This is a genomic window from Variovorax sp. GW460-12-1-14-LB1, from assembly GCF_059423605.1.
The window spans coordinates 1-13240 of record NZ_JBWKYF010000116.1 but is presented as its reverse complement, the minus strand read 5'-3'; the positions used below and the strand labels follow the sequence as shown (position 1 = coordinate 13240).

16 protein-coding genes are annotated in these 13240 nt (G+C 67.8%); 6 read left to right on the top strand and 10 right to left on the bottom strand.

Annotated features, from left to right (window positions below; all coding sequences use genetic code 11):
* Positions 1-97: 97 nt before the first annotated feature.
* Together AC07Y4_RS31450 and AC07Y4_RS31445 are read right to left on the bottom strand one after the other, a co-directional pair.
* Positions 98-484, bottom strand: coding sequence for a DUF4148 domain-containing protein (locus AC07Y4_RS31450; RefSeq protein ID WP_159270981.1), 387 nt, complete (start codon positions 482-484; stop codon positions 98-100).
* 144 nt (positions 485-628) lie between these two features.
* Entirely contained in the window at positions 629-847 is a 219-nt protein-coding gene (locus AC07Y4_RS31445) for a hypothetical protein (protein WP_495275599.1), read from the bottom strand.
* Positions 848-866: 19 nt separating this feature from the next.
* Here AC07Y4_RS31445 and AC07Y4_RS31440 point away from each other — a divergent pair, with 19 nt between their 5' ends.
* The gene (locus AC07Y4_RS31440; RefSeq protein WP_159270979.1) at positions 867-2123 is read left to right on the top strand and encodes a porin; all 1257 of its coding nucleotides are present in this window, start codon (positions 867-869) and stop codon (positions 2121-2123) included.
* A 158-nt stretch (positions 2124-2281) separates the two neighbouring features.
* Here the strand turns inward: AC07Y4_RS31440 and AC07Y4_RS31435 are convergent, their stop codons facing one another.
* Positions 2282-2740 (bottom strand): Lrp/AsnC family transcriptional regulator, encoded by a 459-nt coding sequence (locus AC07Y4_RS31435; protein WP_095746119.1) that lies wholly within the window; start codon positions 2738-2740, stop codon positions 2282-2284.
* Positions 2741-2847: 107 nt separating this feature from the next.
* Between AC07Y4_RS31435 and AC07Y4_RS31430 the strand changes: the two genes are divergently transcribed.
* Positions 2848-3471, top strand: a complete 624-nt coding sequence (locus tag AC07Y4_RS31430; RefSeq protein ID WP_159270978.1) for a LysE/ArgO family amino acid transporter — start codon at positions 2848-2850, stop codon at positions 3469-3471.
* Positions 3472-3475: 4 nt separating this feature from the next.
* On the opposite strand, the gene AC07Y4_RS31425 is transcribed toward AC07Y4_RS31430, so the two are convergent.
* The 5 genes from AC07Y4_RS31425 to pcaQ form a co-directional block, all read right to left on the bottom strand.
* Entirely contained in the window at positions 3476-3784 is a 309-nt protein-coding gene (locus AC07Y4_RS31425) for a TfoX/Sxy family protein (protein ID WP_159272669.1), read from the bottom strand.
* Between the two features lie 83 nt (positions 3785-3867).
* Positions 3868-4530, bottom strand: coding sequence for a suppressor of fused domain protein (locus AC07Y4_RS31420; protein WP_159270977.1), 663 nt, complete (start codon positions 4528-4530; stop codon positions 3868-3870).
* 40 nt (positions 4531-4570) lie between these two features.
* Entirely contained in the window at positions 4571-5776 is a 1206-nt protein-coding gene (locus AC07Y4_RS31415) for a DUF418 domain-containing protein (protein WP_159270976.1), read from the bottom strand.
* The gene (locus AC07Y4_RS31410) at positions 5773-6384 is read right to left on the bottom strand and encodes a TetR/AcrR family transcriptional regulator (protein WP_159270975.1); all 612 of its coding nucleotides are present in this window, start codon (positions 6382-6384) and stop codon (positions 5773-5775) included. The genes AC07Y4_RS31415 and AC07Y4_RS31410 overlap by 4 nt, the downstream gene beginning before the upstream one ends.
* An 82-nt stretch (positions 6385-6466) precedes the next feature.
* Positions 6467-7396, bottom strand: a complete 930-nt coding sequence (gene pcaQ / locus AC07Y4_RS31405; protein WP_159270974.1) for a pca operon transcription factor PcaQ — start codon at positions 7394-7396, stop codon at positions 6467-6469.
* Positions 7397-7533: 137 nt separating this feature from the next.
* On the opposite strand from pcaQ, the gene AC07Y4_RS31400 reads away from it, so the two are divergent.
* The gene (locus tag AC07Y4_RS31400; protein WP_495275598.1) at positions 7534-8547 is read left to right on the top strand and encodes a tripartite tricarboxylate transporter substrate binding protein; all 1014 of its coding nucleotides are present in this window, start codon (positions 7534-7536) and stop codon (positions 8545-8547) included.
* Here the strand turns inward: AC07Y4_RS31400 and AC07Y4_RS31395 are convergent.
* Positions 8519-9115 carry a MarR family winged helix-turn-helix transcriptional regulator gene (locus AC07Y4_RS31395; RefSeq protein ID WP_495275597.1) on the bottom strand — a complete coding sequence of 199 codons (597 nt, stop codon included), beginning with the start codon at positions 9113-9115 and terminating at the stop codon, positions 8519-8521. The two genes, AC07Y4_RS31400 and AC07Y4_RS31395, sit on opposite strands and share 29 nt — an antisense overlap.
* Positions 9116-9268: 153 nt before the next feature.
* Between AC07Y4_RS31395 and AC07Y4_RS31390 the strand changes: the two genes are divergently transcribed.
* The 3 genes from AC07Y4_RS31390 to AC07Y4_RS31380 are packed head-to-tail and all read left to right on the top strand — an operon-like array spanning position 9269 to position 12690.
* Positions 9269-10285, top strand: coding sequence for a Bug family tripartite tricarboxylate transporter substrate binding protein (locus tag AC07Y4_RS31390; protein ID WP_095746125.1), 1017 nt, complete (start codon positions 9269-9271; stop codon positions 10283-10285).
* Positions 10286-10316: 31 nt separating this feature from the next.
* On the top strand, positions 10317-11336 hold the full coding sequence (locus AC07Y4_RS31385; RefSeq protein ID WP_495275596.1) for a Bug family tripartite tricarboxylate transporter substrate binding protein: 1020 nt from the start codon (positions 10317-10319) through the stop codon (positions 11334-11336).
* A gap of 22 nt (positions 11337-11358) precedes the next feature.
* Positions 11359-12690, top strand: coding sequence for a sulfatase family protein (locus AC07Y4_RS31380; protein WP_159270971.1), 1332 nt, complete (start codon positions 11359-11361; stop codon positions 12688-12690).
* Between the two features lie 240 nt (positions 12691-12930).
* On the opposite strand, the gene AC07Y4_RS31375 is transcribed toward AC07Y4_RS31380, so the two are convergent.
* On the bottom strand, positions 12931-13240 hold a 310-nt coding region (locus tag AC07Y4_RS31375; RefSeq protein ID WP_495275595.1), incomplete at its 5' end, for a hypothetical protein.

The following is a 13240-nucleotide window of genomic DNA, read 5'->3' as shown; positions in this document are numbered from 1 at the left end:
GCCCTAAGAGGCCTGGAAGCTTTTCGCGCCTTGGTCGAAGACATCAACCAAGGCAGCGGCGCCGATCGTCTACAGACCGGCGCCGCCTTTCGGCCCCCTACCGCGCAGGCGCCGCCGCAGGCAGCACCATCGGCGCCCCCAGCCGCGAGGCGCGCTCCCAGCCCGGTTGCGACTGCGCGCGCTCCAGCTCGGCCACCACCTCGGCACGCGTGCGGGGTTGCGTGGCCTTCACGGGGATCGGTGCGCCCCAGCGCAGCACGCCGGCCCACTCGGGGCTTTGCTGCGCGGCGCGCAGCTCGGCCACCACCTGGGCGTCGGTCTTGCCCGGGCCGGCGTTTTCGGGGTGCTCCTTGATACCGGCTTCGGTCGCCGCGAAATGCGCGGGCCCCTCGACATGCTGCTGGCTGGTTTGCGCGCCGGCCACCAGCGGGAGCGCTGCGGCAGCCACCGCCGCCAGCGCAAAGGCCATCTTCCTGTTCGTCATGTGTCATCTCCTTCGTTGAACGCCGAAGAGGACCACCCGCTTCGGCGATGGCGGTTTTGCTTCGCCATGCCGACACGCTAGAAATTCGGACCGTCGCCGCGCGAACGGTTCAATTACAAAAACGACAGGATGAAGACCAATTCATCAATTCTCTGCAAGCGGCAAACGGAGCTTTCCAATTCGTAACCCGGCTGCACGGAAAACGTAATTGAAAAAGGCGGCTTCGGTCTTTTCCTGTCGCAATCGATCGATATGATTTGCCCAGACGCATGAACCATGCGGAAGGCAGAAGAAATCAATTGAAGGTATTTCCGCACGCCGAACCGGAGCTCCAACGCGGTGCGTGGGGGCGATGAATTTCATATTCAATTCAAGGGCAACAATGAAAAGACAATTCCTCACGGCCGCCGCACTGTTCGGTGTCGGGTTCGCCAATGCGCAGTCTTCCGTCACGCTGTTCGGCGTGGTGGACACGGGCATCAGCAATTACTCGTCCAAATCGCAGGACATGAACGGCGCCACGCTGTTCAACCCGTTCTACGTGAACCAAGGCACGCGCACCGCGAGCCAGACCGCGCTGAGCTCGGGCGGCTATTCCACGAGCCGGTTGGGCTTTCGCGGCACCGAGGACCTGGGCGGCGGGCTCGCGGCCAGCTTCTGGCTCGAGGCGCCGATCAGCCCCGACGACGGCAAGACCGGCATCACCACTTTCCAACGCCGTTCCACGGTCAGCCTGTCGGGCGGTTTCGGTGAACTGCGCCTGGGCCGCGACTACGTGCCCACGGCCTGGAACGACATCGTGTTCGACCCCTTCGGCATCGTCGGCGTGGGCCGCAGCCTGATCTTCACCGCCGCCAACACGAACGCCGGCGGCGGCTCGGGCGGCTTCGGCGGTGACCTCAATTACAACCGCGCCAGCAATTCGATCGGCTATTTCCTACCGAAGAATCTGGGAGGCTTTTATGGCCAATTCATGTACGCGCTGCATGAAAACACCAAATACGACCCCGGCACGGCAACGCCGCCCGGCGTCAATGCGGCGGGCGTACTCAATTCGGGCAATTCGGCTGCATCGCGCGCAGGCCGCTACCTGGGCGGGCGAGTCGGTTATGCCAATGGCCCGTTCGACGTGGCCGTGTCGTATGGCAACAGCACGGCGGCCGACAATTTCTATGCAGGCACCACCGACAACGTCAAGACCTTCAATCTCGGCAGCTCCTACGATTTCGGCGTGGTCAAGCTGTTCGGCGAATTGTCGCGAATCAAGAAAACGCGCGATTACGCCGTCACGCCCTTGGTCGGCGGCGCGCCGGACGTAGACCTCACGGGCTACCTGATCGGCGTGACCGCGCCCGTCGGCCCGGGCCTGATCCGCGCCTCGTATTCGCAGGTCAAGTACGACCTCAACGCCGTCAACCTGCCGTTCACGCCGTCGGTCGCCGACCCCAAGGCCAACAAGCTGGCCATCGGCTACATCCACAACCTGTCCAAGCGCACCGCCCTGTACGCCACCGTCGCGCGCATCAGCAACAAGAACGGCGCGGCGCTCACGGTCGGCGGCCCCGCCTTCGTGAACACCGGGGTGTTCGTGCCCAAGACCTCGACGGGCTACGACGTCGGGCTGCGCCACTCGTTCTGATCAGGGAAGACTGTCACGCGCAAGCAAGGAAGCAAGTGAGTGAATGACCGCGGGCGGCCCTGCGCCCGCGGATGTTCCGTTTCTCCAGGAGCCCGTCAGGCGGGTCCATTCGGTCCGCCCTGGTGCGGACCATTTTTTTGGGACGAGAGAAGCGCGCCTCAGTCGGGCACGGTGCCCGCCGGCGCCGCCACCGCGCGCGCCGCGATCGGCACCGACATCACGATCGAGGTGCGCGTCTCGCCCAGGTGGTTGATGCTGCTCACGAACGATTCGAGGTGCTCGATGTCGCGCGCGACCACCTTCAGCACGTACGAGTCCTGCCCCGTGACGTGAAAACATTCGAGCACTTCGCGCCGGCTGCCGAGCAGCTTCAGCAGCCGGGCCTTGTCGGGTTGCGCGGTGGTGATGCCGACGAGCGCGGTGACGGTGTAGCCCGCCTTGCGCGGCGGCACCACCGCGCGGTAGCCCTCGATGACGCCGGCCTCTTCGAGGCGCTTCACGCGCTCGGAGGTCGACGGCACCGACAGCGCCACCTGCCGCGCGAGCGCCGTGAGCGAGGTGCGCGCGTCCTGCTGCAGCACGTCGAGGATCTGCCAGTTCTTGGCGTCGATTTCCATGGATTTCAGGCCCGATTGAGAATTTCGCTTCCGATTTCAGGCAAGGCATGCTGCGCGCCTGAATTTCGCCATTCTCGCCATGCAGGCCTCGCCGAACAATCGACGGCATGGACTTCGCTCTCTTTCTCAAGGCCCTGGTCATCGGCCTCTCGATCGCCGCACCCGTCGGCCCCATCGGCCTGCTGTGCATCCAGCGCACGCTCGCGCATGGCCGCACGATCGGCTTTCTCAGCGGCCTCGGCGCCGCATTGGCCGACGCCTGCTATGGCGCCATCGGTGCGTTCGGGGTGTCGGCCGTGGTGTCGACGATGGTCGCGGCGCGCGTGCCGCTGGCGCTCGGCGGCGCGGCCTTTCTTGCGTGGATGGGCGTGCAGCTGCTGCGCGCGCCGGCGGCCACGCAGGCCCGGGCCGCGGAAGACGCGGCCACGCCAGTGAAGGCGCTGCTGTCGGTGTTCGTGCTCACGCTGGCCAACCCGATGACGATCCTGTCGTTCGTCGCCGTGTTCGCCTCGCTCGGCAGCGGCCACGTGGGCAGCGGCAGCGGTGCAGCACTCACGATGGTGATGGGCGTGTTCCTCGGCTCGGCGCTGTGGTGGTTGGGGCTGTCGAGCATCGTGTCGATGGTGCGGCACAAGCTCGGCGCGCGCGTGCTGCAGGGCATCAACAAGCTGTCGGGCGCGCTGCTGCTGGGCTTTGCGGTGTTTCAGCTGTCGACGTTGCTGTCGCGTTGACGAATCAACCAGCCGGCTTGCGGCGCGCGGGCTTGCGCGCACCCAGCGCGCTCGCCAGCGCCTTCGTCGCCCAGTCGCGCAAGGCGTGCGGGTCTTCGAGCGCATCGACCGGCGCCTCGTAGTAGCTCGCGACCTTCACAGTCGAGGCGCTGGTCGCGTACGAGAACGGCACCGCGCCCAGGCGCTCGAAGTCCGGCCGGGTGGCGTCGTCCACGCGCAGGTACAGCGTGCCCTTCATCACGAAGGCGAACTGCACGCCGGCCTGCACGAGGCCGAAGCCGCCGAAGAAGCGCTTGACCTCGATGGGGCCCATCGCGCCCAGCGACTCGGCCAGCTCGAGCGCTCGCCCGTGCGAACGCTCGGCACCGCCGGCGACGGCCGCACCTTTGGCGCGGCTCAAACGACCGCCTTGCGTCGCGCGTCGGTCACGGGCGTGCCGCCATGCACTTCGAGCAGGCGCAGCAGCGCCTCGGAGCTGTGGGCCTTGGCCCAGTCGCGTTCGGAATCGTTGATGCCGACGAGGTGCAGGAAGTCGAAGCGGCCCGAGTCGAGCTGCGCCGTCGCGGGGTAGTGCTTCGGCTCCATCAGCACCACATGGCGCAGGGCCACGGTGCCCTTCTCGCGGATCGCTTCGCCGACGGGAATGCGGTCGCCGTAGTCGAAGGGCTGCTTGTCCTCACCGAAGTGCGAGTGCGCGAGCAGCACGTTGTAGGCGAGCAGGCGGCGCAGCAGCTTGATGGCCCATTGGTCCTGCGGCTGCGACGGCACTTCGATGACCAGCTCGGAGCCGATCCACGAATAGTCTTCCGGGTCGTAGTCGGCCGGTTCCGTTTCCCAGGGCGTGGAGCCGCCCGAGGTCACGTACAGCCAGGTGTTGCGCACGGGCGTGGGCGCGAATTCGAACACGCCCAGGTGCAGCCAGCGCGGATCGACGTCTTCGGCGCCCAGCGCCTTGAAGTCATCGAAGTCCAGCACGTAGATGCCGGTGCGCTCGGGGCCGAACAGGCGCGGGTAGAGCGTCTCTTCGCGGTAGGCCCACACGTCTTCCATGGAACTCATCGGCGCATCCTCCTCGTTGGAACGAGGGCATTCTCGTCGTTCAACGTGACCGTTGCATACGCCGCAGGGCGGGCCATTCGAGGTTGGTGAAGGCGCGCAGCACCCACTCCACCGGGCCGTACGCAAAGCGTGCCAGCCACCAGCGGCTGACCAGCATCTGCGCGCCGAAGATGCCGAAGGCGACCATCAGGCTCATGAACGGCCCGAGCTCGCCGATGAGCCGCAGCCCATACGCCAGGAAGAGCCACGCGCACACCGCCGACTGCAGCAGGTAGTTCGACAGCGCCATGCGCCCCGCCGGTGCGAGCGCCTGCGCCAGCCAGCCGCCCCAGCGCGACTGGAACAGCAGCATCATCGCGCCCACATACGTCGCCGTGAGCAGCGGCGAGGTGAAGACGCCGACCGCCAGGCCGAGCACGTCCCAGCGCGAGCCCGGCACGACGGACGCGGTCCACGCATACACGGCCGCGCCCGGCAGCCCCAGCACCAGGCCGGGCACCAGCAGGCGCTTGAACAGCGGCCGGTAGCGGTCGGCCCGCGCGAACAGGTTGCGGCGGCCCTCGATGACGCCCGCGAAGAACATCGCCAGCGCCATCGGCGCCTGGACCAGCCCGAGCACGATCCACACCTGCGACAGCTCGCGCAGATGCTGGCGGATGACCGTCGCCGCCGTGCCGCGGTAGGCCGCGAGCGCCGAGGCCGCGTCGGCCCTCGCGGTGCGAAGAACGTCTTCGGTCGCCGGGCCGCCCAGCATCGCGAGCATGCCGATGGCACCCCACACCAGCGCGGTCGCCAGCACCAGCCGCAGCGCCCAGCGCGCCAGCACCGCGTCGCTCTGGTGGCGCAGCGCCAGCAGCACGGCGCCGAGCACCGCGTAGGTCGTGAGGATGTCGCCATGGAACAGCAGCACCGCATGCAGCGCGCCGATGCACCACAGCGCCACCAGCCGGCGCGCCAGGCGCGGCACGAAGGGCTTGCCGCTGCGCTGCGCCGACTGCATCTGCAGCGTGAAGCTGTAGCCGAACAGGAACGAGAACAGCAGGTAGAACTTGGTCTCGAACAGGAACGCGACGGCAAAGGCCGCCACGCGGTCCAGCCCCGAACGCATCATCGGGTCGGGCAGCGGCTGGCCGTAGTACGGCGAGGCAAAGGCCGCGATGTTCACGACCAGGATGCCCAAGAGCGCAAAGCCGCGCAACGCATCGACGAGCGACTGGCGCTCGCCCGCTACTGGAGTGGGGTTCATGTGCCCCGCCCCGGCTTCGCGAGAAAGCGGCCCACCACGCGCCGCAGCATGGGCGCCTCGCGCGCGGGGTCGAAGCCCGTGTCGAGTGCCAGGCGCGAGAACACGCCGTCGATGAGCGCGGCGATCCAGTTGGCCGATTGCACGGGGTCGAGCTCGGGGTCGATCTGCCCGCGCGCCGCCGCCTTGCGCAGCAGGGCCGCGAGGCCGTCGCGCATTTCGGTGTCGCCCGCGGCCACGCTGGCGCAGACCACCGGGTTGCGCAGGGTCTCGGCCGCCACCTCCAGCGCCAGCCGCGAATAGCTGCGGTCGGAGGCAAAGACCATCACCACGTCGAGGAACGACAGCACCACCTCCAGCGGGTCGGGCGGGTCGTCGTCGATCGCGGCGAAGTACGCGGCCGTGTCGCGCCACTCCTCTTCGGCCAGGGCCTCGATGATCGCGTTCTTGCTGGGAAAGTAATGAAAGAGATTGCCGGGGCTCATGCCCGCGGCGGCGCAGATCTCGGCGGTGGTGGTGGCATGGAAGCCGCGCCGCGCAAAGCAGTCGCCCGCGGCCTCCAGGATCTGGCGGCGCTTGGCCTGCTGACGTTCGGGGTCAACTTTGCGCACGGTGGTTCTCGCGGAATTCGGTCATGCCCGAATTATTAGACCGAGCGCTCGATCTATTCTGAAGGAAGCCTGAAGAAACCCTTCAGGCAGCGCGCGTGGCCGCAATGCCCCGGATGGTGTCCAGCAGCAGGCGCGCGCCCTCGCCCGTCTCGGCGCCGCGCCGCACGGTCACGCCCACCGGGCCTTCGGTGCTCGCCGTGTCGATGGCCACGCGCTTGAGTTCGCCGCGCGCCACGAAGCCTTCCACCGCGCCCTGCGGCGCAAACCACACCGCGTCGGAGCGTTGCAGCAGGCCCACCGCAAAGCTGGTGTCGGTCGCTTCCACCAACCGGGCGGGCAGCGCCAACCCCTGCGCGATGAGGAAGGCGTCGGCCGTGTGCCGGATCAGCGTGCCCGACACCGGCAGCACCAGCGGGTAGGCGGCCAGCGCATCGAGCGTGGGCTTGCGCCGCGAGGCCAGCGGATGGCCGGGGCGCACCACCAGCAGCAGCACCTCGCTGTACAGCTGCTCGAAGGCCAGGTCGGCCATGGCCGAGGCCTGCGCCAGCCGGCCGAGCACGAGGTCGATTTCACCCTGGCGCAGCTGCGTCATGAGCTGCGCGTTGGTGCCGCTCACCACGCGCACGCGCATCGCCGGGTGCGCCGCATGCAGCCGCGCGACGGCTTCGGGCAACAGGTGCGCCGCCATGTTGGGCAAGGCGCCGACCGCCACGCGCAACTGGTCGGCCTCGGGCTGGTCCATGGCCAGGCCCAGGCCTTCGCGCAGGCCGCGCAGCGCCGACACGGCGTGCCGCACCAGCACCTCGGCGGCCGGCGTGAGCTCCACGCCGCGGCGGCGGCGCAGCAGCAACTGGCGGCCCACGATCTCTTCGAGCTCGGCCACCGTCTTCGACACCGCCGGCTGCGTGAGCGACAGCGCCTCGGCCGCGCGCACCAGGTTGCGCTCCTGCGCCACCATGACCAGGCATTGCAGGTGGCGCATCTTCAGGCGCTCAAAGTTCATGGCTGACATGCGGTTCTCCTCGAAGCCGGTGGGGCGACGTGCTTTCAAAAATAACCAGAGGGAATAGCTGGCGGAAGAGACTTCAGTTGTGCCGCGCCGCGCAGCCTTCTAGAGTGCCGTGGATACGGAGACAGACAAAGCAGCCCATGACCACGATTTTTTCCTCGAAGCCTTCCTCTTCCTTCGGCACGCGCCGCCGCCTCACGCTCGCCGCCGCCTGCGCCGCGCTGGCCCTCGGCCTCGCCGCGCCGGCCGCGCAGGCCCAGGCGAGCTACCCCGCCAAGCCCGTGAAGTTCCTCGTCAACTTCCCGGCCGGCGGCCCCATCGACATCCTCGGGCGCGCGCTGGCCGATGCGCTACAGAAAGACCTGAAGCAGCCCTTCGTGGTCGACAACCGCCCCGGCGCGGGCGGCAACATCGGCGCCGAGGCCGTGGCCAAGAGCCCGGCCGACGGCTACACCGTGCTGCTGGGCATCGACAGCACCTTCACCGTCAACCCGCACCTGTACGCGTCGATGCCCTTCGCGGCCAAGGACCTCAAGCCGCTGATGATCTTCAGCTCGTCGGGCCTGAGCTTCACCACCGCCGCCTCGGTGAAGGCCAGGACGCTGCCCGACTTCATCGCGCAGGCCAAGGCCGAGCCCGCCACCTTCAGCTCGGCCGGCAACGGCAGCCCGGGCCACATTGCCGCCGAGATCTTCGCGAGCGCCACGGGCGCGAAGATCGTGCACGTGCCCTACAAGGGCAACGCCCCGGCCGTGATGGCCATGCTCAGCAACGAGGTGCAGGCCGGCATCGTCGCCACGCCCGGCGTGCTGCCGCAGATCCAGGGCGGCAAGCTGCGCGCCCTGGCCGTCACCGGCCGCCAGCGCGCGCCGCTGCTGCCCGAGGTGCCCACCGTGGGCGAGCTGGGCCTGAAGGACCTGGAGTTCGAAGTGCTCTACCTCGCCATGGTGCCGGCCGCCACGCCCGAGCCCGTGATGCAGACCCTGCGCCAGGCGCTGCACAAGGCGCTGGCCCTGCCCGAACTGAAGGCCCGCCTGGCCTCGCTCGACATGGTGCCGCTGGCCGAAACCGATGCCGCCGCCACCGCGCGCCTGGCCACGGCGCAGGCGCGCTACGGCCGCATCGTCAAGGCGACCGGGATGAAGGTGGACTGACGGCCTTGCCGCTGCGCGCCGTGCTGTTCTTCTTGCCGTTGCCTGCTGCCGCAGCAGCCGCCGCCGCATGGCGCCCCCGGTCGGCCTTGGGCAGCACCGCCTGCGCCACCATGGTTTCGGCGTGCGCCTGCAGCCGGTGCAGCGCGTCGTCGAAGCGCGCGGCATCGTCTGCGTCGAGCGTGCCCATCAGCTCGGCGTTGATGCGCGTCACCAGCGGAAAGAGTTCGTCGTACAGCGCCTGCCCCGTCGCCGTGAGGCCCAGCCGCACCTGCCGCCGGTCGCCCGCCAGCGCCGTGCGCGACACCAGCCGCTTGGCCACCAGCGAGCCCACCGCCTTGGAGGTGCGCGCCCGGTCCAGCTGCGCATGCTCGGCCAGTTGCGACGAGCCCAGCTCGCCCCGGCTGGCCAGCACCGCGATCAGGCGCCACTCGCGCCGCGTGATGCCGAAGCGGCCCTCGCACAACCGGATCACCATGCTGCCCGCCACCGCGAGCAGGCGCGACAGCCGGTACAGCAGCAGGTCGTCCAGCGGGCGGCGCGGCGGGGTGGCGGCGTCTTCGGCAGTCATGGGGCGGGGTCTCGAAAGGCCGGGTAAATCCGGGCGATGGTTGATTTGATCAATCGAATGTAGCGTCTCCAGAATCGTCCGCAGCCGCGGCCACCCGCCCCGGCCACGCACAGACCCTGCCGAACGCCGAACGAGACCCCGGAGAGATTGACGATGCCCCAGCTTCCCGACCCGACCCGCCGCCGCACCCTGACCACCCTTGGCGGGCTGGCCCTTGCACCCCTTGCATCCTTCGCACCGCTTGCGTTCGCGCAGCAGCAGCCCGCCGCCTTCACCCCCGGCCAGCCGATCAAGGTGCTCATCGGCGTGCCCGCCGGCGGCACGCAGGACGTGCTGACCCGCGCCATTGCCCACCAGGTGCGCGATTCGCTCGGCCCGCTCATCATCGACAACCGCTCGGGTGCGGCCGGCCGCATTGCCGTGGACGCCGTGAAGACCGCGCCGCCCGACGGCCACACCCTGCTGCTGGGCACCGCGAGCATGATGACCATGTTCCCCAGCGCCTACCGCAACCTGTCGTACGACCCGATCAAGGACTTCGTGCCGCTGGTGAACGCCGCGCGCTTCGAGCTGGCGCTCACCGTGCACAAGGACGTGCCCGCCAACACGCTGGCCGAGTTCATCACCTGGGCCAAGGCGCAGGGCGACAAGGTGAGCTTCGGCTCGTACGGCGCCGGCACGCCCTCGCACTTTCTGGGCGAAATGCTCAACCGCGCGGCCGGCCTGAAGATGGTGCACGTGCCCTACCGCGGCTCCACGCCCGCGCGCCAGGACGTGATGGGCGGCACCGTGCCCGTGTACTTCGACACCATCGGCGGCGCGCAGCAGATGCTGCCCACCGGCCGCGTGAAGGTGCTGGCCACCAGCGGCGACAAGCGCTCGCCGCTCATGCCGCAGCTGCCCAGCTTCGTGGAGAGCGGCTACAAGGACGTGGTGGCCACCGCGTGGTTCGCCTACTACGCGCCGCTGAAGACGCCGCCCGCCACCGCCGAGAAACTGCGCACCGAAATCATCCGCGCCGTGAACAGCCGCGACGTGCGCCAGCTGCTGCTGCAGAACGGCATGTACCCCGTGGCCGACGGCCCCGAGGCGCTCGTGAAGACCATGCGCGAAGACATTGCCCGTTGGGCCGGCATCATGAAGGCCGTGAACTTCCAGGCCAATGACTGACCGACCGATCGACAACAAGGACACACCCTTCATGATCCCGCGCGCCCTCCCCGCTTTCGCTTCTTCCTTCAACCCGGCCCGCCGTCGCCTCGCCGCCGTGCTGGCCATGGCCGGCCTCGTGGCGGCCATGGCCGCCCCCACGCTCGCACGCGCGCAGGCCCCGCTCGACAGCCCGCTGCGCATCGTCGTCGGCTACGCGCCCGGCGGCGCCACCGACCGCGTGGCGCGCATCGTGGGCGACAAGCTCGCGGCCCAGCTCGGCGTGCCCGTGATCGTCGACAACAAGCCCGGCGCGGGCGGCCGCCTGGCCGCGCAGCAGGCCAAGGCCACGCCCGCCAACCAGAACGTGCTGATGCTCGCCAACCCCGCCGTGATGGTGGTGGCGCCGCTCGTCTTCAAGGACAACGGCTACGACGCCGAGCGCGACTTCGTACCCGTGTCGCACGTCAACGCCTACGACTTTGCGCTGGCCGTGTCGCCCACCCTGCCGGTGCGCGAGCTGAACCATTTGCTCGCATGGATGCGCGCCAACCCGCAGCAGGCCAACGTGGGCGTGCCCGCCACCGGCAGCCTGCCGCACTTCTTCGGCCTCATGGTGGGCGAGAAGGCCAAGGTACAGACCCAGGTGATCGGCTACCGCGGCTCCGCCCCGCTGCTGAATGACTTGATCGGTGGCCAGGTGCCCATTGCCGTCGACACCGAAGACGTCGTGCTGCCCCAGCACACCGCCGGCAAGCTGCGCATCCTGGCGCTGTCGGGCGAAAAGCGCTCGCCCTTCGCGCCCACCATTCCGACCTTCAAGGAAGCCGGCCTCGACCTCGCCGCCACCGGCTGGAACACCTTCTTCGCGCCGGCCACCATGCCCAAGGACAAGGTCGAACGCCTGGCCACCACCATCCACGCCGTGATGCAAGACCCCGACACCCAACGCAAGTTCAAGGACGCCGGCATGACGCCGGTGGTGAGCACCCAGGCGCAGACCGCCGCGATGCTCAAGGCCTACAAGGCGCAATGGGCGCCCGTGGTGCAGAAATCCGGCTACCAGCCCTGATCGAAAAACCTCTCAGCGACTTATGACGACACGCAGCACCCGCCCCAACATCATCTTCATCGTGGCCGACGACCTCGGCTATGCCGACCTCGGCTGCTACGGCGGCCGCGAGGCGCCTTTTGGCCGCGTGTCGCCCGTGCTCGACGGCCTGGCCGCCAACGGTTTGAAGCTCACGCAGGGTTATTCGAATTCGCCCGTGTGCTCGCCCACGCGCTTCGCGATGATCACCGCGCGGTATCAGTACCGCCTGCGCGGCGCGGCCGAAGAGCCCATCAACAGCCGCAGCCGCGGCAGCACCACGCTGGGCCTGCCCACCGAGCACCCCACCCTGCCGTCGCTGCTGAAAGACAGCGGCTACAAGACCGCGCTCATCGGCAAGTGGCACCTGGGCTACCCGCCCAGCTTCGGCCCGCTGCGCTCGGGGTATGAAGAATTCTTCGGCCCCATGTCGGGCGGTGTCGACTACTTCACCCACTGCGACTCGGCCGGCCGCCACGACCTCTGGTACGGCGAAGAAGAACACAAGGACGACGAGGGCTACCTGACCGATGTGCTGTCCAAGCGCGCCGTCGACTACGTCGAACGCATGGCCACGCAAGAGGCGCCCTTCTTCCTGAGCCTGCACTACACCGCCCCCCACTGGCCGTGGGAAACCCGCGACGACGCCGACAAGGCGCCGCTCGTGAAGGACAACCTGTTCGACCTGTCGGGCGGCAACATCCATGTGTACCGCCGCATGATCCATCACATGGACGAGGGCATCGGCTGGATCATGGCCGCGCTCGAAAAGCACGGCATGGCCGACAACACCCTCGTCGTGTTCACCAGCGACAACGGCGGCGAGCGCTTCTCGGACAACTGGCCGCTGGTCGGCGGCAAGATGGACCTGACCGAAGGCGGCATCCGCGTGCCATGGATTGCGCACTGGCCCAAGGTGATCGCCAAGGGCGGCGAGAGCACCCAGCTGTGCATGACCATGGACTGGTCGGCCACCATGCTCGACGCCGCCGGCGTGAAGGCCGACGCGGCGTACCCGCTCGATGGCGTGTCGCTCATGCCCGTGCTGAAAGACGCCACCCACACCTTCCGCCGCCCCCTGCACTGGCGCATGAACCACCGCGGCCAGGAAGCCATGCGCGACGGCGACTGGAAGTACCTGAAGGTCGACGGCAACGAGTACCTGTTCAACATTCCGGCCGATGAGCGCGAACGCGCGAACCTGGGGAAGAAGGAGCCGCAGCGGCTGGAGGCGATGCGGGCGCAGTGGCAGGCGTGGAATGCGACGATGCCGGGGATTCCGGAGGATGCGACTGTGAGCCTGGGGTACTCGGTGAAGGACATGCCGCAGAGGTGAGCTTCTCAGCGGTCACGCGCTTTGATTTGTTCGACTTGTCGTAGCGGGGCTACGACAAGTCGGACAAGACGAAATGCGAGACAGCTACAGAATCCGCTCTAACGATGCGATCGCTCCATCGAATGGCTCCTCGTCCGGTTGGTTTACGGTGATCTTTGGATGCTCACGGCTCAAGCACAAGCAGCATCTTCAAAGAAGGTACCACGTCTCGGTGCATCCCAAACGACCAAGAGCATGGGCTCAACGAAGCGGGCGCATCAAAGTAAATCCTTCTCTGTGTAGCTCAAGCATCTCCTCCTCCGACATAGGGGAGGTGCTTGGTTGATAGTGCCTTTGGTAGAAATCCTCGAAGTTTTCTGGTTCGCACCCGGCAGCCATCCAGAGATCGAATTCGTCAATGCTGAGCACCAATATCTCCGACGCATGAGAAAGAATTTCCGGATGAAGCGAGACGATCACGTATTTGTACGAACCTGTTGATTGCCGCCGAAATTTGACCCAGTTAACGCAGTAATTTCCGTCTAAGACTGACCCACGTAAAACCCTACCC

What these genes read in the sequence shown, in the direction of transcription:
- AC07Y4_RS31395 (WP_495275597.1), bottom strand. Translation starts at nt 9,115, where the DNA reads ATGACTGCCGAAGACGCCGCCACCCCGCCGCGCCGCCCGCTGGACGAC.
- AC07Y4_RS31420 (WP_159270977.1), bottom strand. Translation starts at nt 4,530, where the DNA reads ATGAGTTCCATGGAAGACGTGTGGGCCTACCGCGAAGAGACGCTCTAC.
- AC07Y4_RS31450 (WP_159270981.1), bottom strand. Translation starts at nt 484, where the DNA reads ATGACGAACAGGAAGATGGCCTTTGCGCTGGCGGCGGTGGCTGCCGCA.
- AC07Y4_RS31435 (WP_095746119.1), bottom strand. Translation starts at nt 2,740, where the DNA reads ATGGAAATCGACGCCAAGAACTGGCAGATCCTCGACGTGCTGCAGCAG.
- pcaQ (WP_159270974.1), bottom strand. Translation starts at nt 7,396, where the DNA reads ATGTCAGCCATGAACTTTGAGCGCCTGAAGATGCGCCACCTGCAATGC.
- AC07Y4_RS31445 (WP_495275599.1), bottom strand. Translation starts at nt 847, where the DNA reads ATGAAATTCATCGCCCCCACGCACCGCGTTGGAGCTCCGGTTCGGCGT.
- AC07Y4_RS31430 (WP_159270978.1), top strand. Translation starts at nt 2,848, where the DNA reads ATGGACTTCGCTCTCTTTCTCAAGGCCCTGGTCATCGGCCTCTCGATC.
- AC07Y4_RS31425 (WP_159272669.1), bottom strand. Translation starts at nt 3,784, where the DNA reads ATGGGCCCCATCGAGGTCAAGCGCTTCTTCGGCGGCTTCGGCCTCGTG.
- AC07Y4_RS31385 (WP_495275596.1), top strand. Translation starts at nt 10,317, where the DNA reads ATGATCCCGCGCGCCCTCCCCGCTTTCGCTTCTTCCTTCAACCCGGCC.
- AC07Y4_RS31415 (WP_159270976.1), bottom strand. Translation starts at nt 5,776, where the DNA reads ATGAACCCCACTCCAGTAGCGGGCGAGCGCCAGTCGCTCGTCGATGCG.
- AC07Y4_RS31380 (WP_159270971.1), top strand. Translation starts at nt 11,359, where the DNA reads ATGACGACACGCAGCACCCGCCCCAACATCATCTTCATCGTGGCCGAC.
- AC07Y4_RS31400 (WP_495275598.1), top strand. Translation starts at nt 7,534, where the DNA reads ATGACCACGATTTTTTCCTCGAAGCCTTCCTCTTCCTTCGGCACGCGC.
- AC07Y4_RS31390 (WP_095746125.1), top strand. Translation starts at nt 9,269, where the DNA reads ATGCCCCAGCTTCCCGACCCGACCCGCCGCCGCACCCTGACCACCCTT.
- AC07Y4_RS31440 (WP_159270979.1), top strand. Translation starts at nt 867, where the DNA reads ATGAAAAGACAATTCCTCACGGCCGCCGCACTGTTCGGTGTCGGGTTC.